The organism is Micromonospora sp. NPDC047740 (assembly GCF_043204735.1).
GTDB lineage: Bacteria > Actinomycetota > Actinomycetes > Mycobacteriales > Micromonosporaceae > Micromonospora.
This window is the reverse complement of sequence record NZ_JBIDCT010000007.1, coordinates 137369-156978: the sequence shown is the minus strand read 5'-3', so window position 1 is coordinate 156978 and position 19610 is coordinate 137369. Positions and strand designations below refer to the sequence as shown.

Here is a 19610-nt window from a genome sequence, read left to right as displayed (position 1 = left end):
GAGGGTCAGTCGCGGTGGTGGCGGCCGCCGCGTAGCGTAGGGATGTCCTGCCCGTCGTCCGAGGCGAGTCCGGCGACCCAGTCGACGTACTCCTCGTCCTGCGCCAGCGACTCGGACTCGCGGCCCACGTCACCCGGCGTGCCCTTGGCCCGGTTACGCCGGAACAGGCCACGGAGCTTCGACCGTCCGTCACCCGGCTCCCCGCCCTCCTCGCCTGCGGTCGGGGATCCGGTGGTGTCGGCGTGCCGGCCGCCGGCCTGCGGGGCGTTCGGCAGGACGGGGGTCGCCTGCCGGGCGTTGGCGAAGGCGTCCCACCGGGCGTCCCGGCCCAGGTCCGGCAGGGCCCGGTGGCGGGGACGCGGCATCGGCTCGATCCGGGTTGCCCCGGTCGGCGCCTCCGTCCGGTCCGGAGTGCCCGTCGTGCTGCCGGTGGCACCGGTCGGGTCGCCGCCGCCGCTGCCCGGCCCGGCACCGTCCCGTGGGCCGACCGGTTGGCTGGGCGGGACTGCCACCGGGCCGGTCGGCAGGGCTTCGTCCGGCCGATCCGTCACGTCCTCGAAGATCGGGAAGCGCGGGCGCGGCGACGCCGGTGCGTCGGCCGGCCCGGGCAGGCCGGTCGCCGCAGGCTCGTCGTCGGAGAAGAAGTAACTCCGGGTCCGGCGTCCACCCTCGTTGGTCTGGGGATCCGCCGTGGCGTCGGCCGGCTCGGCACCGAACAGCGGCGTCCGGCCGCCGGGCAGCTGGTCGACGTCGCCGGCCGCCCGGGGGGCCGGCGGCGCCGCCGGAGACGCCGAGCGCGCCGGTACGTCGACCGCCGGCGCAGCCGGGTGCGGGTCGGCCGGGGGCACCTCCGGCGTCGCCCGGGCGTGCGGCGCCTCGATCGGGGCCGGCTGGGCCGGGTCCGCCTCGATCCGGGGCGCGCGGTCCGGGGCCGCCTCGGGCGAGGCCGTCCGGGCTGGCCTCCGGTGGGCCCGGGTCGCTTGGGCCGGCTTCGCCTCGGTGGGGGTCGCCGCGCCGGGCGTGCCTTCGGCCGGTTTCGCCTCCGTCGAGGCCGCCGCGGCGGGCGTGCCTTCGGTCGGCTTCGCCTCGGTGGAGGCCGCCGAGCTGGGTGCCGCCTCGGCTGGGGTCGCCCCGGTCGACGGGGCCGGGACGGGGCTCGCCGCGCCGGCCGGGGACGTTGCGGTTGCCGGGCCGGTACGGGTCTTGCGTCCGCGCCTGGATCGGCTGCCCGGGCGGGTGCTCGTCGAGCCCGGATCGCCGGCACCGGCCGCCTCCTCCGCCGCCGAGGGGTTCGCCGGCGCGGCTGCGGCCGGCTCCTGCCCGACCTGGACCGGCGCGGCGGCGTCCACGGCAGGCGAACCCGTTCGCGGGCCCGTTTGGGCGTCGGCCAGCCTGCCGCTGACCGCTTCGGCTGGGACCGCCTTGGCCGCGGCCGGCGCCGGTGGCGGTTGCCGGCGGGACCGGCGGCCGGCAGTCGGTCGCGCGGCGGGTGCGGGGGTCGCCGAGTCGTCTCCGTCCGCCCGCGCCGGCGCCTCGTGGTCGGGCCGGCCGCCGCCCGGTGGAACGGTGGGCGACGTCGTGGCTGCCTCCCCGAGTGGCGTGCTGTGGTCCGGCTGCGGCTCGGCCGGCGTTTCGGCCCGCGGCGACGGCGCCGCGCCCGCGAGCGCCGCGACGTCCGGCGACGGCACCCGCTCCGGAAGCGTCGCCGGGGCCGGGGCCGGGGCCGGGGCCGGGGTCTGGGCTGGGGCTGGGGCTGGGGCGGCGGCGGTCGACTCGTGCGGCTTGACCGCCTGGTCCGGTGCCGGGCGGCCGGCGGCGAGCACGTCGATGGCGGCGGTGCGCCGCCGCGGGGGCAGCAGCCCGGGCACCGGCAGAGTCTGCGTCAGGTCGTCGGCGTCCCGCACAGCCCCGGGCACATCACTGCCGGCGTCGCCGGCCGGGCTCGGCGAAGCCTCCGGCTCCGGCCCGGCAGCGGCGGCCCCGGCGAGGGAACCCGGCTCGTCAGCGGAGCTGCGCTCGTCGGCGCCACTCCGGCCGGCCGGGGTGGCGGGCTCAACGGAGGCGGCGTGGTCGGCGGCAACGGTGTGGTGGCCAACGCCGGCGCGGTCGGCGGAGGTGCTGGAGCCCTCGATCTCGATGGGCCCGGCCGGGGCCGGGCGGTCCTCGAACGCGGTGTGCTCGGCAGAAACCGTGCGGTCGTCCGGGCCGGTGCGGTCGGGGGTCGTCCGGTCGGCCCGGAGCCGGTGGGCCGGCCGGGGCGACGGCGTGAGAGCGGAGGCCCGCGGCCAGTCCCAGTGGGCGGGCGTGGGGGCGCCGGCACTCCGGGGGGTCGGCTCCCGTCCGGCCTCGCGAAGGCTCGACTGGACGGCCGTACCTTCGGCAGCCGCCAGGGAGTCGGTGGCCGGCTCCGCAGCGAAGCCCGGGTCGCCGGGACCGGCGGGCGACGACGGCAGGGGCTGGAGGATGTCGGTCGGCTCGATCGCGGTGGTTTCGGTCTCCGCGACCGGCCGGCGCAGCACCGTCGTGGCGGCCGAGCCGAGCGCGCCGGCGGCCACCGCGACCAGCGCCCCGTAGTAGGGGGCGAGCTGGTAGTGGTCGGTCGCGACGCCGGGGCCGGCGGTTAGGTACGCGAAGGCCAGCAGGACCGGGCCGGCCGCCCCGGCCGCCCCGCCGACGAGCGGGGAGTGCCCGCGCCGGCGGGCCAGCGCCCCGACCGCCGCGCCGGCCAGCAGGGCCACCGTGGGCATGATCAGCGCGGCCAGGCGTTGCGCCGGCGCGGGGTCCAGCCAGGACGGTTCGAGGACCCCCAGGCGTACGCTGAGCAGCGGCCCGGTCGAGGCCACCGACGGCGCGGCGGAGACCAGCGCGAGCAGCCAGACGGCCCCCGCGGAAAGCGCGATGTTCCAGCCCAGCGGCGGCTTGAGCAGGACGGCGATCGCGGCGCCCGCCCCGACCACCGCGCCGAGGATCGCGCAGATGCCGACCGCCCACACCGGCTCGATGGTGCCGCCGAGTTCGGCCGCGCGGGCCGGCTGCATGCACAGTGGTGCGACGACGATCGCGCCCAGGGCGGCGGCACCGGCGACGGCGAGCTGTTCGCTGGTGCCGCCGGGCAGCCCGTCCCGCCGGGCGAACCGTTCGGTGAGGACGGCGCCGGTCACCGCGGCGATCGCCGCGAACCAGGCGACCCAGACGAGCTGGGCCGGCCACCGGTTGACCGAGCCGTCGATGAACGCGCCGTTGAGGCGTACGACGCCGAACCCGTATGCGATGCCGAGCTGGCCGGCCCCGGCCAGCAAGCTCACCACGAGCGCCGTGAGCAGCAGCCTGCCCCACGTCCGAAAGGCCATGTCCGGCACGTTACGGGCAGGTGGGGTCGATCGCCACTTACCACTCTGGGTGCGGCGCGCTGGTGTCGGGGTGGTTACTTCAGCTCGACGAGGCGGGCCAGGTAGGTGGTGTCGCCGACGTTGGTCAGCATGTGCACGGCGCCGGGGTCGCGATAGACCACCCCGCCGGTCGGCTCGTCGGCATCGATGGTGGTGCCGTCGATGGTCTGCACCACGTTCTTCGCGCCCTGGATCGCGACCACCAGGTACGGGTGGTCGTGCCGGTGCAGCGGCTGCCGCTCGCCCGGCTCCAGGCGGATGTGCCAGACCCGCACCTTGTCGTTCTCGAAGACGATCTCCTGGCCCACGGGGCCGAGTTCGAGGTCGGCGGAGAGGTCGGTCATCGGGTTCCGTCCAGTTGGGGGAGCACCTCGGCGGCGATGAGCTCCAGGTGGTCGAGGTCGTCGAAGTCGATCAGGCGCAGGTGCACCCGGGTGGCGCCGACGGCGGCGAACTCGCCGAGCCGGTCGACGAGTTGGGCGGGGGAGCCGATCACCGGATCCTCCGGGGGGAGGGCGCTCTTGACGTGCAGCGGCGCCGCCCGGCGCTGCGCCTGCGCGTCGGTACGGCCGATGGCCACCACCACCCCGGCGGAGAGCACCAGCGGCGACCGCCCCGACTCGGCGCGCCCGGTCCGGTCGCACGCCTCGCGTACCCGGTCGTATGCGGCGGCCGTCTCGGCGACGGACTTGAACGGCAGGTTGAACTCGTCGGCGTACCGGGCGGCCAGCTCCGGGGTGCGCTTGGGGCCGCGCCCACCGACGATCACCGGCGGGCCGGGCCGCTGCACCGGCTTGGGCAGCGCGGGCGCGTCGAGGAGCTGGTAGTGCTGGCCGGCGAAGCTGAACGTCTCGCCCGCCGGGGTACGCCACAGCCCGGTGATGATCTCCAGCTGCTCGGCCAGCCGGTCGAACCGCTCCGCGACCGGGGGGAACGGGATGCCGTACGCGGTGTGCTCCCGCTCGTACCAGCCCGCGCCGAGGCCCAGCTCGACCCGGCCGCCGCTCATCTGGTCGACCTGGGCGACCAGCACGGCCAGCGGCCCGGGCAGCCGGAAGGTGGCCGAGCTGACCAGCGTGCCGAGCCGGATCCGGGAGGTCTCCCGGGCCAGCGCGGCCAGCGTCAGCCAGGCGTCCGTGGGGCCGGGCAGGCCCGGGTCGTCGCCCATCGACCGGTAGTGGTCGGCCCGGAAGAAGCCCTCGAAACCGGTCTCCTCCACCCGCCGGGCGAAGCGGAGCTGGTCGTCGTAGCTGGCTCCGCGGTGCGGCTCGGTGAACACCGACACCCGCATGGTCACTGCCGGGCCGTCCCGGCCGGCTCCGGCTGCGCGGGCGCGTCCCGCTCCATCAGCAGCTCGTGCAGGTCGGCGCTGATCCGGGCCACGTCGGCCAGGTGCGCGTGCCGGCCGAGGGTGCGCGGCCGGGGGACGTCCACCTCGACCACCTTGCGGATCCGGCCGGGGCGCGGGCTGAGCACGACCACCCGATCGGCGAGCAGCACCGCCTCGTCGATGGAGTGGGTGACGAAGACGATGGTCGCCTTCGTCTCCATGTGCACCCGCTGGAGTTCGCCGGAGAGTTCCTCCCGGGTGAGCGCGTCGAGCGCCGAGAAGGGCTCGTCCATGAGCATCACGCGCGGTTCGCCGATCAGCGACCGGCACAGCGAGACCCGCTGCTGCATGCCGCCGGAGAGTTCGTGCGGCAGGCGCTTCTCGAAACCGCCGAGCCCGGCCATCGCCAGCAGCTCGCGGGCCCGGTCCCGGTGCTTCGTCCGGCTCCAGCCGAAGATCTCCACCGGCAGCAGGACGTTGTCCAGCACCGAACGCCAGGGCAGCAGCGCGGGCCGCTGGAACAGCATGGCGATGTCCCGGCGGGGCTTGGTGATGGGCGTCCCGGCCACGGTGATCTCGCCCGCGGTGGCCGGGAGCAGGCCGGCGATCATGCGGAGCAGTGTCGACTTGCCGCAACCGGAGCGGCCGAGGATGGCGACGAACTCGCCTTCCGCGACGTCGAGGTCGATGCCGCGCAGGGCTTCGACCCGTCCCGAGCGGCCGTCGAAGGTGCGGGACACCCCGGACAGTCGGATCATCTCCCGCCGGCTCCCTTCCACGTCGCGAACGTGAGCCGGGCAAGCGTAGCGGGATCGACTTCGCGTAGCACCGTCCGGGGTAGACGGCAGTCCGCTTTCCGTCAGGCAACTTCGTTTCCGTTCCGCAACCCGGACGCCCGACTGAGGTCAACCAGCTTCTCGTACGCTGTTGCGCGCGAATAGTCCCCTCACGACGGACCGGTCGGCTGTCCCCTCCGGCCGGCACCGTCGAACCACGACCCGCCCAGGCAGATATGGCCTGGTCGGAAAGGACATGGTGCATAAATGAGAAGGCTGACCCGTACGGTCGCCGCCGCCGCGCTGGCCACCGCCCTCGCCCTCGTCGCCGGCTGCAGCGGCGACTCGGACAAGTCCGCGGACACCAAGAACGCGGCCAGCGGCACCCTGCAGAAGGTGACCTACCTCACCTCGTTCGGCAACTTCGGGCGTGACTCGTACGCCTGGGTGGCGAAGGAGAAGGGCTTCTTCAAGGAGGCCGGCTTCGACGTGGACATCAAGCCCGGCCAGGGCACCGGCCAGGTCATCCAGACCATCACCGGCGGCCAGGCCGACTTCGGCCCGATCGACCTGACCGGCGGCATCCTCCAGATGGGCAACGGCGAGGCCAAGGACTTCGTCGCGGTGGCGGCGATCCAGCAGCGCACCATGGCCGCCATCGTCTCGGTCGAGGGCAAGAACATCGCCACGCCGAAGGACCTGGAGGGCAAGCGGCTCGCCGACACCAAGTTCTCCGTCGTGTACAACCTCTTCCCGACGTACGCCAAGCTGGCCGGGATCGACGCCAGCAAGGTGACCTGGGTCAACAATGACGCGCAGGCGCTGATCGGCATGCTGGGCTCCGGCTCGGTCGACGGCATCGGGCAGTTCGTCGTCGGCCAGCCGACCGTCGCGGCGGTGACCAAGAAGACGCCGGTCGTGCTGCCGTACAGCAACGTCATGCAGGACCTCTACGGCAACGCGCTGATCACCTCGGCGAAGATCGCCAAGGAGAAGCCGGAGATGGTCAAGAAGTTCACCGCGGCGCTGCTCAAGGGCCTCGAGTACGCCCTCGCCAACCCGCAGGAGGCGGCGGACATCCTGAAGAGGAACGTGGACGCCACCAACCCGGCCGCGGCCAAGGCCGAGCTTGAGCTGATGGCCGCGTACGTCCGGTCCAGCAACTCCGGCACCGCGATCGGCACCCTGGACAGTGGCCGGGTGGCCAAGTCCATCGCGCTGCTCCAGGGCGCGGGCGCGCTCAAGCAGAACATGACCCCCGACCAGATCATCGACTTCAACCTCGCGCCGAAGGCCTGACCGGGCCAGCTCGGACTACGGGGGTGCGCCTCGCCGGGGTTCCGGCGAGGCGCACCCCCTTCGCGTGCCGGTCGGCTGACCGGCCGAGAGAGGAGGACACCTTGACGCAGTTGACGGAGGCAGGGCCGGGGGCGCCAGCGCAGACCCCGCCCGTCCCGCGCCGGTCGGCCGTACGCCCGACCATGGTGCTGCTGCCCGCGCTCGGGCTGGTGATCACGCTGGCCGCCTGGTGGCTGGTCACCTCGCTGCACCTGATCCACCAGGCGGTGCTTCCCCCGCCGCAGTCGGTGTGGCGCTCGCTGACCGGGTCGGCGCACGTGCTGCTGCCGGCGCTGGGGATCACCACCTGGATGACCCTGCTCGGCTTTCTGCTCTCGTCGGCCGTCGGGGTATTGATCGGCATGGCCCTGGCCGCCTCCCGCCGGGTGGAGCGGATGTTCGCGCCGCTGCTGGTGGCGGTCAACGCGGTGCCGAAGATCGCCTTCGGGCCGCTGCTCGTGGTCGCCGTGGGCTGGGGGGAGAAACCCATCCTGACCATGGTGTTCCTGCTCTGCTTCTTCCCGATCGTGCTGTCCACCGCGACCGGGCTGACCACCACTCCGGCGGACCTCGCCGAGCTGGGCCGGTCGCTCAACGCGTCGTGGTGGCAGGCGTTCCGGAAGGTGCGCTTCCCGGCCGCGCTGCCGCAGATCTTCGTCGGGCTCAAGGTGGCCATGCCGCTCGCCGCGATCGGCGCCGTGATCGGGGAGTTCTACTCGGACCAACCCGGGCTGGGCCAGCAGATCATCCAGTACAACGGCACCGGCGACTACCCGACGGCATGGGCGGCGATCGTGCTGGTGGCGCTGATGAGCATCGTGCTCTACTCCGCCCTCACCCTGCTCGAGCGCCTGGCCCTCCCCTGGGTCAGAGCCACCACCTCCGCCAGGTAACCACCACAAGGCACGCACGCGATTCACAACGCCGACAGTGGACCGGACGCCGACCGTAGACACCCGAGATCAACCAAGCGGGGGCGGACGGCGCGGAACCAGCGACGGTGTGGCCCCAGCGCAACCGGCGGAGGGATCAAGCCTGACCGCCCGGAGCCGGTTGTGCTGGGGCCACACCCACCAGAGCGACTAACCAGCGAGCCGCCAACGCCCACCCCGAGCCACCAGCGTCGTCAGCGCCTGCGGCATCAGCCCGGAGTGGTTGTCCGGCGTCATCCGGATCGGGCCGGAGAGGCCGTCGAGCTGCGAGGTCTCCAGGACGTCGCGCAGGGCGTCCCGGTTCACCTTGCCGGCCGCGCTGCCGGAGCGCAGCTCGGCGTCCGCGATGAGCTGCACGGCGTCGGCCGCGAACGAGGAGATGCCGTGGTAGCCGCCGTAAAGGGCGGTGTAGCCCTGGAACCACTGTCGCCGGGCCGCCTTGGCGGGGGTGGTGGCGATGACGTCGTCGATCACCATGGTCTGGGTGAAGATCAGCGTCGCCTGTTCCGTCGACTTGGCCGAGGCGCCGAGGAAGAGGTCGCCCGCCGCCGCGGCGTCGAAGAAGAGCGACCCGGGGTAGCGGTTCTCCCGGGCGTTGTCGGCCGCGAGCGAGGCCTGCTCCGGTGACGTCCAGATGACCAGTGCCTGCGGCTTCTTCGCAACCAGTTGCGAGACCTGGCCGCTGACGTCGGTGTCGGTGGGCCGTACCGCCTCGGCACGGAGCAGCCGGATGCCGGCCTTGCCGAACTCGCGGCGCAGCGCGGTCAACCCTTCCTGGCCGGACTGGTCGGCGCTGTGCAGCACGGCCACCTTGCGGAGGCCCTTCCGGGCCAGTTCGGCGGTGAGCGCGGCAGCGCTGTCGCCGGCGTTCGGCGCCAGCTTGAAGACGTATTTGCGCTCGGCGACCGGTTCGGTGACGGCGCTGGCGGACGCCAGCGCGATCGTGGGAATGCGCTTCTCGCCGATCGTCCGGGCGGCGCCGACCGCGCAATCGTTGCAACCGCCCATGATGACAGCGCTGATCCGCGAGTCATTGGCGAAATCGTTGATGTTGCGCAAGGATTCGGCGGCGTCCGAGCGGTTGTCCTTCACCTGGAGCTCGATCTTTCGGCCGCCGAGTGCGCCGGAGGAGTTCAGCTGGTCCACCTTCAGTTTCAGCGCGCGTTGGTACACCTTGCCCACCGGCGCGGAGCCGCCGGACAGTTCGAGGTCCGCCGCGATGACGATGGGGCCGATGTCCTGCTGCTCCCCGCCGAACTGGCAGCCGGTGAGCGTGGTGGCCAGCACGGCCGATGCGAGCGCCGCGATGCTCGCGGAGCGGATGGGGCTCAACTCAGTCCTCCAGGTGCGGCGTGGGCGCGGGCCCGATCACCGCCGCTTGTCCGTCCTCAGTGGAGAAACGGGATTGGTCTGCCGTACGGTGTGCGCGAAGCCTGCAAAACCTTGCCAATGCCAGGCCCTGTGGTCAAGCGCGCTGCCGGGAGTTGCGTGGGACGGTCGTCCCACATGCTGGGGGCACGGACCGTTAACCGGTAATTACTGCGCAGATACGAATGACCACCTTGGAGTTACATGCCCTGTTCAGGGGCTTGAGGAAATGAAGGTAATAGTTGACCGGATCAGGGGTTGGGCCGCCGCCGACCGTTTCCTGTCTCACTGCGGCTTCCCAAGTCGGATCTCTTCTGATGAAATTCCGCCCGTGCCGCGCGTGGCGCTGGCCGCTGCACCAGGCACGGGTCGGCGGGTCAAGCGTGGAAGAAACGACGGAGGCGATGTCGTGAGCACCGGACCTACGACCCTGCCCGAGAGCACTGACGCCGATCAGCGGAACCGGCGACGGAGGCTGCCTCGGCTGCGAGACGCGCGGATCCGTTCCAAGCTCGCTCTCATCCTGGTTGTTCCGGTGGCAGCCGTCATCGCACTGGCGACCATCCGACTCGTCTCGATCGGCGAGGGCGCGTACGACGCCACCCGGATCCGGTCGCTGACCGCGCTGTCGATCGACGTGTCGGCGCTGGCCCAGGACCTGCACAAGGAGCGGATGGCGGCGGCCGCGTACCTGGCCGGGGCGGAGCAGAAGCCGGACGACTACAACCTGCGGGTACGGAGCACCGACGAGCGGATCGCGGCGTACCAGGAGGAGCGGATCGGGCTCGGCGACGTGCCGGCCTCGGTCCGCAGCCGGCTCAAGGTCATCGACGACCACCTGGCCGCCCTGAACGGCACCCGGCAGGAGGTCCTGGACCGGCAACAGATGCCGGTGGCAAAGGCGACCCTGCGCTACGGCATCATCCTCGGCGACCTGGTCGCGTACGGCGACACCCTCGCCCAGCAGCCCGGCGCGGAGGGCATCGCCGATGCCCGGCGGGCGGTGGCCGCGTTCGCCCACGCCAAGGCGGAGGTCGCCGAGGAGCAGGCGGTGGTCTTCACCGCGCTCGCCGCCGGCCGGATCGACGAGGAACAGTTCTCCTCCTTCGTCGGCACCCTGACCGCCCAGCAGGAGGCGCTGATCGCCTTCTCCCAGGCCGCCGAGCCGGCACAGCGTGCCCTGGTGGACAGCACGGTCTCCGGTGACGCGGTGCAGCTCGCCGACCGGGTCGCGAACGACGTGTCCCGTTCGGTCAACAAGGCCCCGCTGGTCGGTCGGGACGACGCCTCGGCCGCCATGGGTGCGGTCAACGACCTGATGCGGTGGGCCGAGATCCAGCTCCAGAACCAGCTGCTCGCCGACGCCGACGGGGTCCTGTCGGCCGTCATCCGGCAGGCCGTCGTGGAGAGCCTGATCGTCCTGCTCACCCTGTTCATCGCGGTGACCCTGGCGGTGGTCCTGGCCCGTTCGCTGAACGAGTCGCTGCGCCGGCTGCGCGAGGGCGCCCTGGCGGTGGCGAACCACGACCTGCCGGACGCGGTCAACCGGCTGCAGAACGTCAACGCCATCGGCGACGGTGGCGTGGACGAGATCGTCCAGCAGGTCCGGGACCCGATCCAGCTGACCAACCGCGACGAGGTCGGCCAGGTGGCGGCGGCCTTCAACGTGGTCCACCGGGAAGCGGTCCGGGTGGCGGCCGAGCAGGCGGCGCTGCGGACCAGTGTCTCGGCGATGTTCCTCAACCTGGCCCGGCGCTCGCAGAACCTGGTCGACCGGATGATCGGCGAGCTGGACGCGATCGAGCGGGGCGAGGAGGACCCGAAGCGGCTGGCCCAGCTCTTCGAACTCGACCACCTGGCCACCCGGATGCGCCGCAACGACGAGAACCTGCTGGTGCTGGCCGGCGCCGACTCGGCCGTGCCGCGCCGGGACGACGCGCTCCTGGTCGACGTGCTGCGGGCCGCCCAGTCCGAGGTGGAGCTCTACAACCGGATCGAGTTCGGCACCGTCGACACCGACATCTCGGTCGCCGCGCACGCGGTCAACGACGTGGTCCGCCTGGTCGCCGAGCTGCTGGACAACGCCACCCGGTTCTCGCCGCCGAACACCACGGTGGTCGCGGACGGCCGACGGATCCGGGACTACGTGCTGATCCAGGTCGAGGACCGCGGCCTCGGCCTCAGCGACGAGCAGCTCGACTCGCTGAACCGGCGGCTGGCCGCTCCGCCCACGGTCGACGTGGCCGCGTTCCGGCTGATGGGCCTGGCCGTGGTCAGCCGGCTCGGCGCCCGCTACGGCATCCGGGTCGAGCTGCGCCGCAACGTCGAGGGCGGCACCGTCGCCCAGGTGACCCTGCCGAACTCCACCGTGGTGCTGCCGGCGAACCGCGGCCCGGCCCAGCTGAGCCGGCCGCGCCAGCCGCTCGCCGTCGAGCAGGCCCCGCTGAATCCGGTGGGCCACGCCGCGGAACCGCTGGCCGGCGCGGGGCGGACCACCACGGCCACGCTCACCGACCAGTGGCGGACCCCCACGCCGCCTGCCCGCTGGCAGTCGCTGGACGAGGCGCGGGACACCGGCCCCGCCGTGCAGGTCGGGGGCGTGACGGGCGCGCTGCCGCCCGTGCTGCCGCCCGCCCCGGCGACCCCCGTCTCCGGTGCCGGCTACGCGGTGGGTGGACCCACCCTCGGGTACCCCGCGCTCGCCCCGCTGCCGAAGCGGACCCCGGGCGGGGAGGTGGCCGCAACCAGCGCGCCGGCCACGCCTCCCGGCCCCACCTCCGCGCCGCCGGCGTACCCCGCCGTGTCGGCGTACCAGCCGCTCGCGTCGGCCCCGCCGGTTGACATCGCCAAGCCGGCCCCGGCCGCGCCACTGGCGGCCCACCCGACCGAGGCGCCGATCTTCCGGGAGATGGAGGCGGTCTGGTTCCGCTCGCACGGCGAGGACGAGACCACGATCTTCGCCCGGCCCCGGTTCGACGACGACCCGCCGGCCGCCCCGAAGCGATCCGCCACCGCGCCGCCGCTGCCGACCCGTACCCCGGGCGCCCAGGCGTCGGCGATGGCCTCGCCACCGCCGTACACCCCGCCGCCCGCCGCCGTGCCCCCGCCCGCGCCGCCGGCGATCGACCCGGACGCCTGGCGGACGGCGGCCGACGACGGTTGGGCGCGGGCCAGCCAGGCCGCGGAGCCCAGCACCGGCGGGATCACCCGCTCCGGCCTGCCGAAGCGCGTGCCGCAGGCCCAGCTCGTTCCCGGTGGCATCGAGCCGAAGGGCGGCCGGTCCCGCGCCAAGCGCACGCCGGATGAAGTACGCGGTCTGCTGTCGGCCTACCACCGTGGTGTGCAGCGGGGGCGGACGGCCGGCGCGGACCTGAACAGCAACTCGACCAAGGAGACGAACCGATGAACAGGCCAGCGGCCATGCAGGACATGGGTTGGCTGCTCACCAACTTCGCCGACAGCGTGGCGGGCATCGCCCACGTGGTGGCGGTGTCCGCGGACGGGCTGCTGCTCGCCTCCTCCCGCGACCTGCCGGCGGACCGAGCCGACCAGCTCGCCGCGATCACCTCCGGCGTGGTGAGTCTGACCGAGGGCGCCGCGCGGATGTTCAGCGCCGGCGGGGTGCTCCAGACGGTCATCGAGATGGACAGCGGATACCTGTTCCTCATGTCGATCAGCGACGGCTCCTCGATGGCGGTGCTGGCCGCCCGGAGCTGCGACGTGGGCCAGGTGGGCTACGAGATGGCGCTGCTGGTGGAGCGGGTCGGCCAGGCGCTGGTCCCGCTGCCGCGGGATGCTGTCCGGTCCTGACCGGCGTTCGATGTGACCTGGTGACCGGGAGCCGACCGGCTCCGTACGGAGGGAGGTGATCGCGAGATGGAACCACGGCGGGATCCGCGTGGGGCGCTGGTGCGACCGTACGCGGTCACCCGCGGCCGCACCGAGCCGTTGCAGAACATCGCGTTGGAGGCGGTGCTCTCCTGCACGCCCACACAGTCGGCCGAGGCGCGGTTCGCCGGGCACGACAAGTACCGCATCGCGCTGGTCTGCGAGGGCCGGGCGCAGTCGCTCGCGGAGATCGCCGCGTACACCCGGATGCCGCTGGGCGTCACCCGGGTGCTGGTCGCCGACCTGGTGGCCGAGGGCCTGCTGACGCTACACACTGCCGCTCCCGCGACGGGGTTCCAGGAGCGGATGAACTTGCTGGGAAGGGTGCTAAGTGGACTTCGCGAACTATGACCCCGCCGGGGCGAGCCGCAGCCGGGAGATCATCTCCGCGAAGATCGTGGTCGCGGGTGGCTTCGGGGTGGGCAAGACCACCCTGGTCGGCGCGATCTCCGAGATCACGCCGCTGACCACCGAGGCGCTGATGACCGCGGCCGGGGTGGGCATCGACGATCCGTCGAAGGTGCCCGGCAAGGAGACCACCACGGTCGCCATGGACTTCGGCCGGATCACCATGGCCCAGGACCTGATCCTGTATCTCTTCGGCACGCCGGGCCAGACCCGTTTCTGGTTCATGTGGGACGAGATCATCCGGGGTGCGGTGGGCGCCACGGTGCTGGTGGACACCCGGCGGATCAGCGACGCGTTCGCCCCGCTGGACTACTTCGAGAACCGCAACCTGCCGTACGTGGTGGCGCTGAACCGGTTCGACGGCGCCGCGCAGTACGAGCTCGAGGAGGTCCGCGAGTCGCTGGCCATCTCGCCCGACGTGCCGCTGGTGATGTGCGACGCCCGGCAGCGCGAGTCGGTCAAGCAGGTGCTGGTGACCGTGGTCGAGCACGCCATGCTCCGGCTGCAGGCCGAGCACGACCGGGGCTACCCGGCCTCGGTCGGCTGACCGCCCGCCCGTCCCGTCCGTAGCCGGACCGGACGGGCGGCTCGGCCGGGTCGGTGCGCCGAAGGCAGCCCCCGCTGCCGTCAGTCCACGCGGAGGCGGTAGCCGCGCTTGACCACGGTCTGCACCACCCGGGGCGCCGTCAGTCCGACCCGCAGCCGGGCGACCGCCATCTCCACCGCATGCTCGTCCGCGCCCCGGGGCAGGGTACGCAGCAGGGCGGTGCGGGACAGCACCTTGCCGGGCGACGCGGCGAGCGCCCGCAGCACCGCCATCGGGGCCGGCGCGAGCGGCCGCAACTCCCCGTCGACCACGGCGGCGTGCCCGCGCAGCGTCAGCTGGTGCCCGCCGGCCCGCACGGTCACCGTCCGGCGGGGCAGCTCGTCCACGATCGTCCGCACCAGGGCGCCCAGCCGGGCCCGGCTCGGGGCGGCCACCGGCACCCCCCGCCGGACCAGCGGTTCGGCGGTGACCGCGCCGACGCAACCGGCCAGCACGTCCCCCCGCAGCGCCGCCAGCACCGTCTCGGTGCGGTCCCCGGCCGCCCGCAGCAGCGCCTCCGCCGCCGGGGCGGAGGTGAACGTGACCGCGTCGACCATCCGCCCCGCGACCAGGTCGATCAGCCGGTGCAGCGGAGCCGGGTCGGTCGGCGGCGCCCACCGGTAGACCGGTACCTCGAGCACCGTGGCACCGGCCGCTTCCAGCGCTTCGGTGCACTCCGGCTGCCGCTCGCCGTGCAGTTGGAGAGCGACGACCTGGCCGGCCACGCCGCGCCGGACCAGGTGGTCGATCACCTCGTCGCAGCTCTCCGAGGCCGGGGACCAGTGCTCGCGCAGCCCGGCGGCCCGGATCGCGCCGGTCGCCTTCGGGCCGCGGGAGACCACGTAGGACTGGGCGAGCGCGGCACGCAGGGGCTCGCCCAGGCCCCACCCCTCGGCCGCCTCCAGCCAGCCGCGCATCCCGATGCCGGTGTTGGCCATCAGCACGTCCGGCGGGCGGTCGAGGCAGGCCCGGGTGGCCTCGCGCAGGTCGGTGTCGTCGGCCAGCGGCACGATCCGCAGGGCCGGGGCGAGCACCACCCGCGCGCCGCGCCGCTGCAACAGCGCGGCCAGCTCGTCGCGTCGCCGGTCGGCGGTGACCCCGATGGTGAAGCCGGCCAGTTCCTCCCGCATCACTCCTCCTGCCGCAGCCGCACCTCGACCTGCCCGTCCCGGCAGCGCACCTCGTGTCGCCGCAGCGCCACGTCCGGGAGGTCCAGGCACCACCCGGTCCGTAGGTCGTAGACCTGCTTGTGCAGCGGGGAGGCCAGCGTCGGCACGCCGCCGCGGCTGCCGACGATCCCCCGGGACATCACGTACGCGCCGCCGACCGGATCGAGGTTGTCGACCGCGTACAGCTCGCCGCCGGTCCGGACGAGCGCCACCTGCACGCCGTCGACCAGCGCGGCCATCCCGCGATCGGGGTCCAACCGGTCGAGCGGGCAGACCGACGTCCAGTCGAGCCTCCTGGTCGCGTCACCTCGCTGCGCCCGGCGTCGCGACGAGGTCAAGAGGCTGGGCGGACCAATTCGCTCGCTGCGCTGGCTCATCGGCGTACCTCCGGAAGGCCGAGCGCCACGGGCTGGCGGCGGCGGTCGGCGCCGGCCGCCGGTGGTGCGCCGCGCGCGGGCACCGGCTGGCCGCGTTCGACGGTGAACGTGATGGACGGATCGGGCACGTCGGGGGCGTTGACGAACGAGGTGAACCGGCGCAGCCGCTCCGGGTCCGCCAGCACGTCCCGCCACTCGTCCGAGTACGACGCGACGTGCCGCGCCATCGCCGCGTCCAGTTCGGCGCAGAGCCCGAGCGAGTCGTCCACCAGCACCGAGCGCAGGTGATCGAGCCCGCCCTCCATCGCCTCGAGCCAGGCGGCGGTGCGCTGCAACCGGTCGGCGGTCCGGATGTAATAGATCAGGAAGCGGTCGATCAGCGTGACCAGCTCGTCGGTGCTCAGGTCGGTGGCGAACAGGTCGGCGTGCCGGGGCCGGAAGCCGCCGTTGCCGCCGAGATAGAGGTTCCAGCCCGTCTCGGTGGCGATGACGCCGAAGTCCTTGCCGCGCGCCTCGGCGCACTCCCGGGCGCAGCCGGAGACCGCCGCCTTGAGCTTGTGCGGGGCGCGTAGTCCCCGGTAGCGCAGCTCCAGCGCCACGGCCAGCCCGACCGAGTCCTGCACCCCGTACCGGCACCAGGTCTCACCGACGCAGGACTTCACCGTGCGCAGGGCCTTGCCGTACGCGTGGCCGGACTCGAAGCCGGCGTCGATCAGCCGGCGCCAGATCTGCGGGAGCTGCTCGACCCGGGCCCCGAACAGGTCGATCCGCTGCCCGCCGGTGATCTTGGTGTACAGCCGGAAGTCCCGGGCCACCTCGCCGATCACGATCAGCTTCTCCGGGGTGATCTCCCCGCCCGGGATCCGGGGCACCACCGAGTAGCTGCCGTCCCGTTGCAGGTTGGCCAGGAAGTGGTCGTTGGTGTCCTGGAGGGACGCCTGCTCGCCGTCGAGCACGTGCCCGGTGCCGAGGGAGGCGAGGATCGAGGCCACCACCGGCTTGCAGATGTCGCAGCCGCGCCCCCGCCCGTGCTCGGCGATCAGCTGCGAGAAGGTGCGGATGCCGCGGACCCGGACGATGTCGAACAGCTCCTGCCGGCTGGCGTCGAAGTGCTCGCAGAGCGCGGTGGACTGCCGCACCCCGGCCGCGTCGAGGAGCTGCTTGAGCATCGGTAGGCAGGAACCGCAGCTCGTACCGGCCCGGGTGCACGCCTTCAGCGCTGGCACGTCCCCCGCCCCGCCCGCGATCGCCGCGTCGATGTCCGCCCGGGTCACCGCGTTGCAGGAGCAGACCTGGGCCGCGGCCGGCAGCGCGCCGACCCCGGCGGGCGCGCCGCCGGCCGGCGCCAGCAGGGCCAGCGGGGGAGCGGGCAACGGCCCGCCGACACTCGCCCGCAATGTCGGGTACGCGCTGGCGTCGCCCACCAGGACGCCGCCGAGCAGCGTGCGCGCGTCGTCGGAGAGGACCAGCTTGGCGTACGTGCGGGTGGCCGGGTCGGTGAAGGTGACGTCGAGGCAGCCCGGGGTGGTGCCGTGCGCGTCACCGAACGAGGCCACGTCCACCCCGAGCAGCTTGAGCTTGGTCGCGGTGTCCGCGCCGGGGAAGGTGGCCGCCCCGCCGAGCAGACGGTCGGCGACCACCTCGGCGGTCGCGTACCCGGGAGCGACCAGGCCGTGGCAGGTGCCGTCCACCGCCGCGCACTCGCCGACCGCCCAGATGCGTTCGTCCGCCGTCCGGCAGGTGGCGTCGACCAGCACCCCGCCCCGGGGCCCGAGCGGCAGGCCCGCCGTCCGGGCCAGCTCGTCCCGCGGCCGGATGCCGGCGGCCACCACGACCAACTCGGCGTCGACCGTACGGCCGTCGGAGAGCTCCAGCGTGGCGACCGCGCCGTCCGGGCCCGGGCGCAGCGCGGTGGTGGCCACCCCGAGGTACGGGGTGACGCCGAGCTCCTCGACGTAACGGCGGAGCATCGCCCCGCCTGCCTCGTCCACCTGTACCGGCATCAGCCGGGGTGCGAACTCGACCACGCTGGTGGACAGGCCCAGCAGGCGTAGGGCGTTCGCCGCCTCCAGGCCGAGCAGGCCGCCGCCGATCACCGCCCCGGTCCGCCGGCCCCGGGCGTGCTCCCGGATCGCGGCCAGGTCGTCCAGCGTCCGGTAGCCGAACACCCCGGGCAGGTCGGCGCCGCCGACGGGCGGCACGAAGGCGTACGACCCGGTGGCCAGCACCAGGGCGTCGTACGGGTGGCTGCCGGTCGCCGTGGTCACCACCCGCCGCGTCCGGTCGATCCCGGTGGCCGGCTCGTCCAGGTGCAGCACCACCCCCTCGTCGGGAGTGTGCAGGTTCAGCTCCGCCGCGCCGACCCCGTCGAAGAAGGCCGAGAGCCGGACCCGGTCGTACGCCGGCCGCCGCTCCTCGGCGAGCACCGTCACTCGCCAGCGCCGGTCGTGGTCCCGGGCCCGCAACGCCTCGACGAAGCGTTGCCCGACCATGCCGTTGCCGACGACCACCAGATTGCCGCCCCGCATGCCATCACCTCCGCTTTCCCGTCCCCGCACTCCGTTCATCGCGTCACCGCCACCGGGTCCGCCTCGGCGAGCCAGTCGGCGATGCCGGCCACCGCGTCCCGGCAGCCGCCGCAGCCCGTCGCCGCCCGGGTCGCCGCCGACAGCTCCTCGACGGTCCGGGCGCCGGCACGCCAGCACGCCACCAGCGCACCCTTGTGGACGTCGTTGCACTGGCACACCGTGGCCGCGTCCGGCATCAGCGCCGGGGACGCGGCGGGGGTGGCCGGGGTGGCGCCGAACGCCCGCCCGAGCAGTAGCGCCCGGCGGTCCGCGGGCACCGGGTCACCCCGGTCGAAGAGCTGCACCACCGTGCCGACGGCCGGGTTGTCGCCGAGCAGGATCGCCCCGGTCAACCGGCCGTCGCGGATCCGCAGCCGGGCGTACGTGCCGCGGGTCGGGTCGGCGAAGGTCAGCTCCTCGACCGGTCCGCCGTCATCCGGGGCGGTGCCGGCGGGCGGTGTGCCGTCGGCGGTGTCACCCATCGCGGCGAGGTCGATGCCGGCCGCCTTGAGCCGGGTCACCACCGGCCGCGGCCGGTACCGGGCGAGCGGGTCCTCGCCGCCCAGCACCTCGGCCACCACCCGGGCCTGCGCCCAGGCCGGGGCGACCAGCCCGGTCAGCGCCCCGGCGTGCTGGGCGCAGTCGCCGATCGCCGAGATGTGCCGGTCGCTGCTCCGCAGCCGGTCGTCCACCAGCACGCCCCGATCCACGGCCAGCCCGGCCGCGGCGGCCAGGGCGGTGTCCGGGCGTACGCCGCAGGAGAGCACCAGCAGGTCGGCGTGGAGCGAGCGGCCGTCGGCGAGGTCGAGGCGGACCCCGTCGGCGTCGGCGGCCACCCCGGTCGCCGGGACGGCCAACGCGGTCCGTACGCCCAGCCCGGCGAGGGTGCCGGCGAGCACCGCCCCGGCGGTCGGGTCGAGCTGTCGTTCCATCAGCCATCCGGTCGGGTGGACCACGGTCACGTCCAGCCCCCGGGCGGCGAGCCCGCGCGCGGCTTCCAGCCCGAGCAGCCCGCCGCCGAGCACCAGGGCGCGGCGGGCGCCCCGGGCGGCGGCGAGGATCCGCCGGCAGTCGTCCAGGGTGCGGAACGGGACCACCCGGTCGGGCAGCGGGTCGAGCCCGGGCAGCGGCGGCACCACGGCCCGGCTGCCGGTGGCGAGGACCAGATGGTCGTAGCCGTGGCGATCGCCGTCGGCGGTGCGTACCTCCCGGGCGGCCCGGTCGATCGCGGTGACCGCCAGCCCGGTCCGGACGTCCACGCCCTGCCCGGCGACCTCGGCCAGCTCCACGTCCGGCTCGTCGATCTTCCCGGCCAGCAGGGCGGAGAGCATGATCCGGTTGTACGCCCGGTGCTGCTCCGCCCCGAGCACGGTGACCTTCCGGTCGCCTGCCCGCGCGTGCAGCTCGGCGGCGAGCCGCGCGCCCGCCATCCCGTAGCCGACGATGACCACTCTCACGGCGACTCCGCCGCGCTGTGCCGGA

At 74.0% G+C, this 19610-nt stretch carries 15 protein-coding genes; 6 read left to right on the top strand and 9 right to left on the bottom strand.

Annotated elements, in window-relative coordinates; genetic code table 11:
- Window positions 1–5: 5 nt before the first annotated feature.
- From ACGF4F_RS15150 to ACGF4F_RS15135, 4 genes are all read right to left on the bottom strand, one after another.
- On the bottom strand, window positions 6–3350 hold the full coding sequence (locus ACGF4F_RS15150) for a hypothetical protein (RefSeq protein WP_357438153.1): 3345 nt from the start codon (window positions 3348–3350) through the stop codon (window positions 6–8).
- 74 nt (window positions 3351–3424) lie between these two features.
- Window positions 3425–3733 (bottom strand): cupin, encoded by a 309-nt coding sequence (locus tag ACGF4F_RS15145; protein WP_148793507.1) that lies wholly within the window; start codon window positions 3731–3733, stop codon window positions 3425–3427.
- Window positions 3730–4680 carry an LLM class F420-dependent oxidoreductase gene (locus tag ACGF4F_RS15140; RefSeq protein WP_393077946.1) on the bottom strand — a complete coding sequence of 317 codons (951 nt, stop codon included), beginning with the start codon at window positions 4678–4680 and terminating at the stop codon, window positions 3730–3732. Before ACGF4F_RS15140 ends, ACGF4F_RS15145 begins: the two co-directional genes overlap by 4 nt.
- Window positions 4681–4682: 2 nt before the next feature.
- A complete protein-coding gene (locus ACGF4F_RS15135; RefSeq protein WP_357438151.1) occupies window positions 4683–5477 on the bottom strand; it encodes an ABC transporter ATP-binding protein in 795 nt (264 codons plus the stop codon).
- Between the two features lie 285 nt (window positions 5478–5762).
- On the opposite strand from ACGF4F_RS15135, the gene ACGF4F_RS15130 reads away from it, so the two are divergent.
- Both ACGF4F_RS15130 and ACGF4F_RS15125 read left to right on the top strand, forming a co-directional pair.
- Window positions 5763–6794: an ABC transporter substrate-binding protein gene (locus tag ACGF4F_RS15130; RefSeq protein WP_357438148.1), complete on the top strand. Its 1032-nt coding sequence runs from the start codon at window positions 5763–5765 to the stop codon at window positions 6792–6794.
- A gap of 101 nt (window positions 6795–6895) precedes the next feature.
- A complete protein-coding gene (locus ACGF4F_RS15125; RefSeq protein ID WP_357438145.1) occupies window positions 6896–7726 on the top strand; it encodes an ABC transporter permease in 831 nt (276 codons plus the stop codon).
- A 189-nt stretch (window positions 7727–7915) separates the two neighbouring features.
- Here the strand turns inward: ACGF4F_RS15125 and ACGF4F_RS15120 are convergent, their stop codons facing one another.
- A complete protein-coding gene (locus ACGF4F_RS15120) occupies window positions 7916–9097 on the bottom strand; it encodes an ABC transporter substrate-binding protein (RefSeq protein WP_357438143.1) in 1182 nt (393 codons plus the stop codon).
- 445 nt (window positions 9098–9542) lie between these two features.
- Between ACGF4F_RS15120 and ACGF4F_RS15115 the strand changes: the two genes are divergently transcribed.
- From ACGF4F_RS15115 to ACGF4F_RS15100, 4 genes are all read left to right on the top strand, one after another.
- Entirely contained in the window at window positions 9543–12539 is a 2997-nt protein-coding gene (locus ACGF4F_RS15115) for a nitrate- and nitrite sensing domain-containing protein (protein ID WP_357438139.1), read from the top strand.
- Window positions 12536–12943: a roadblock/LC7 domain-containing protein gene (locus ACGF4F_RS15110; protein ID WP_073834895.1), complete on the top strand. Its 408-nt coding sequence runs from the start codon at window positions 12536–12538 to the stop codon at window positions 12941–12943. Before ACGF4F_RS15115 ends, ACGF4F_RS15110 begins: the two co-directional genes overlap by 4 nt.
- Before the next feature lie 66 nt (window positions 12944–13009).
- A complete protein-coding gene (locus tag ACGF4F_RS15105) occupies window positions 13010–13372 on the top strand; it encodes a DUF742 domain-containing protein (RefSeq protein ID WP_073834894.1) in 363 nt (120 codons plus the stop codon).
- Complete coding sequence (locus ACGF4F_RS15100; RefSeq protein ID WP_357438135.1) at window positions 13353–13976, top strand: ATP/GTP-binding protein; 624 nt, start codon at window positions 13353–13355, stop codon at window positions 13974–13976. Before ACGF4F_RS15105 ends, ACGF4F_RS15100 begins: the two co-directional genes overlap by 20 nt.
- Window positions 13977–14056: 80 nt before the next feature.
- Here ACGF4F_RS15100 and ACGF4F_RS15095 read toward each other — a convergent pair whose 3' ends face one another.
- Genes ACGF4F_RS15095 through ACGF4F_RS15080 form a run of 4 tightly spaced genes read right to left on the bottom strand, consistent with a single transcriptional unit; the run spans window position 14057 to window position 19558 of the window.
- Window positions 14057–15145, bottom strand: coding sequence for a uroporphyrinogen-III synthase (locus ACGF4F_RS15095; RefSeq protein ID WP_357438133.1), 1089 nt, complete (start codon window positions 15143–15145; stop codon window positions 14057–14059).
- Window positions 15145–15561 carry a nitrite reductase small subunit NirD gene (gene nirD / locus ACGF4F_RS15090; RefSeq protein ID WP_357438131.1) on the bottom strand — a complete coding sequence of 139 codons (417 nt, stop codon included), beginning with the start codon at window positions 15559–15561 and terminating at the stop codon, window positions 15145–15147. The genes ACGF4F_RS15095 and nirD overlap by 1 nt, the downstream gene beginning before the upstream one ends.
- Window positions 15558–18089 (bottom strand): nitrite reductase large subunit NirB, encoded by a 2532-nt coding sequence (gene nirB / locus ACGF4F_RS15085; protein ID WP_357438129.1) that lies wholly within the window; start codon window positions 18087–18089, stop codon window positions 15558–15560. The genes nirD and nirB overlap by 4 nt, the downstream gene beginning before the upstream one ends.
- A gap of 35 nt (window positions 18090–18124) precedes the next feature.
- Entirely contained in the window at window positions 18125–19558 is a 1434-nt protein-coding gene (locus ACGF4F_RS15080; protein ID WP_393077943.1) for an FAD-dependent oxidoreductase, read from the bottom strand.
- Between the last annotated feature and the right edge of the window lie 52 nt (window positions 19559–19610).

Excerpts from the sequence above, each read along its gene's own strand:
- ACGF4F_RS15150 (WP_357438153.1), bottom strand. The coding sequence starts at position 3,350 with ATGGCCTTTCGGACGTGGGGCAGGCTGCTGCTCACGGCGCTCGTGGTG.
- ACGF4F_RS15145 (WP_148793507.1), bottom strand. The coding sequence starts at position 3,733 with ATGACCGACCTCTCCGCCGACCTCGAACTCGGCCCCGTGGGCCAGGAG.
- ACGF4F_RS15140 (WP_393077946.1), bottom strand. The coding sequence starts at position 4,680 with ATGCGGGTGTCGGTGTTCACCGAGCCGCACCGCGGAGCCAGCTACGAC.
- ACGF4F_RS15135 (WP_357438151.1), bottom strand. The coding sequence starts at position 5,477 with ATGATCCGACTGTCCGGGGTGTCCCGCACCTTCGACGGCCGCTCGGGA.
- ACGF4F_RS15130 (WP_357438148.1), top strand. The coding sequence starts at position 5,763 with ATGAGAAGGCTGACCCGTACGGTCGCCGCCGCCGCGCTGGCCACCGCC.
- ACGF4F_RS15110 (WP_073834895.1), top strand. The coding sequence starts at position 12,536 with ATGAACAGGCCAGCGGCCATGCAGGACATGGGTTGGCTGCTCACCAAC.
- ACGF4F_RS15105 (WP_073834894.1), top strand. The coding sequence starts at position 13,010 with ATGGAACCACGGCGGGATCCGCGTGGGGCGCTGGTGCGACCGTACGCG.
- ACGF4F_RS15095 (WP_357438133.1), bottom strand. The coding sequence starts at position 15,145 with ATGCGGGAGGAACTGGCCGGCTTCACCATCGGGGTCACCGCCGACCGG.
- nirD (WP_357438131.1), bottom strand. The coding sequence starts at position 15,561 with ATGAGCCAGCGCAGCGAGCGAATTGGTCCGCCCAGCCTCTTGACCTCG.
- nirB (WP_357438129.1), bottom strand. The coding sequence starts at position 18,089 with ATGCGGGGCGGCAATCTGGTGGTCGTCGGCAACGGCATGGTCGGGCAA.
- ACGF4F_RS15080 (WP_393077943.1), bottom strand. The coding sequence starts at position 19,558 with ATGGCGGGCGCGCGGCTCGCCGCCGAGCTGCACGCGCGGGCAGGCGAC.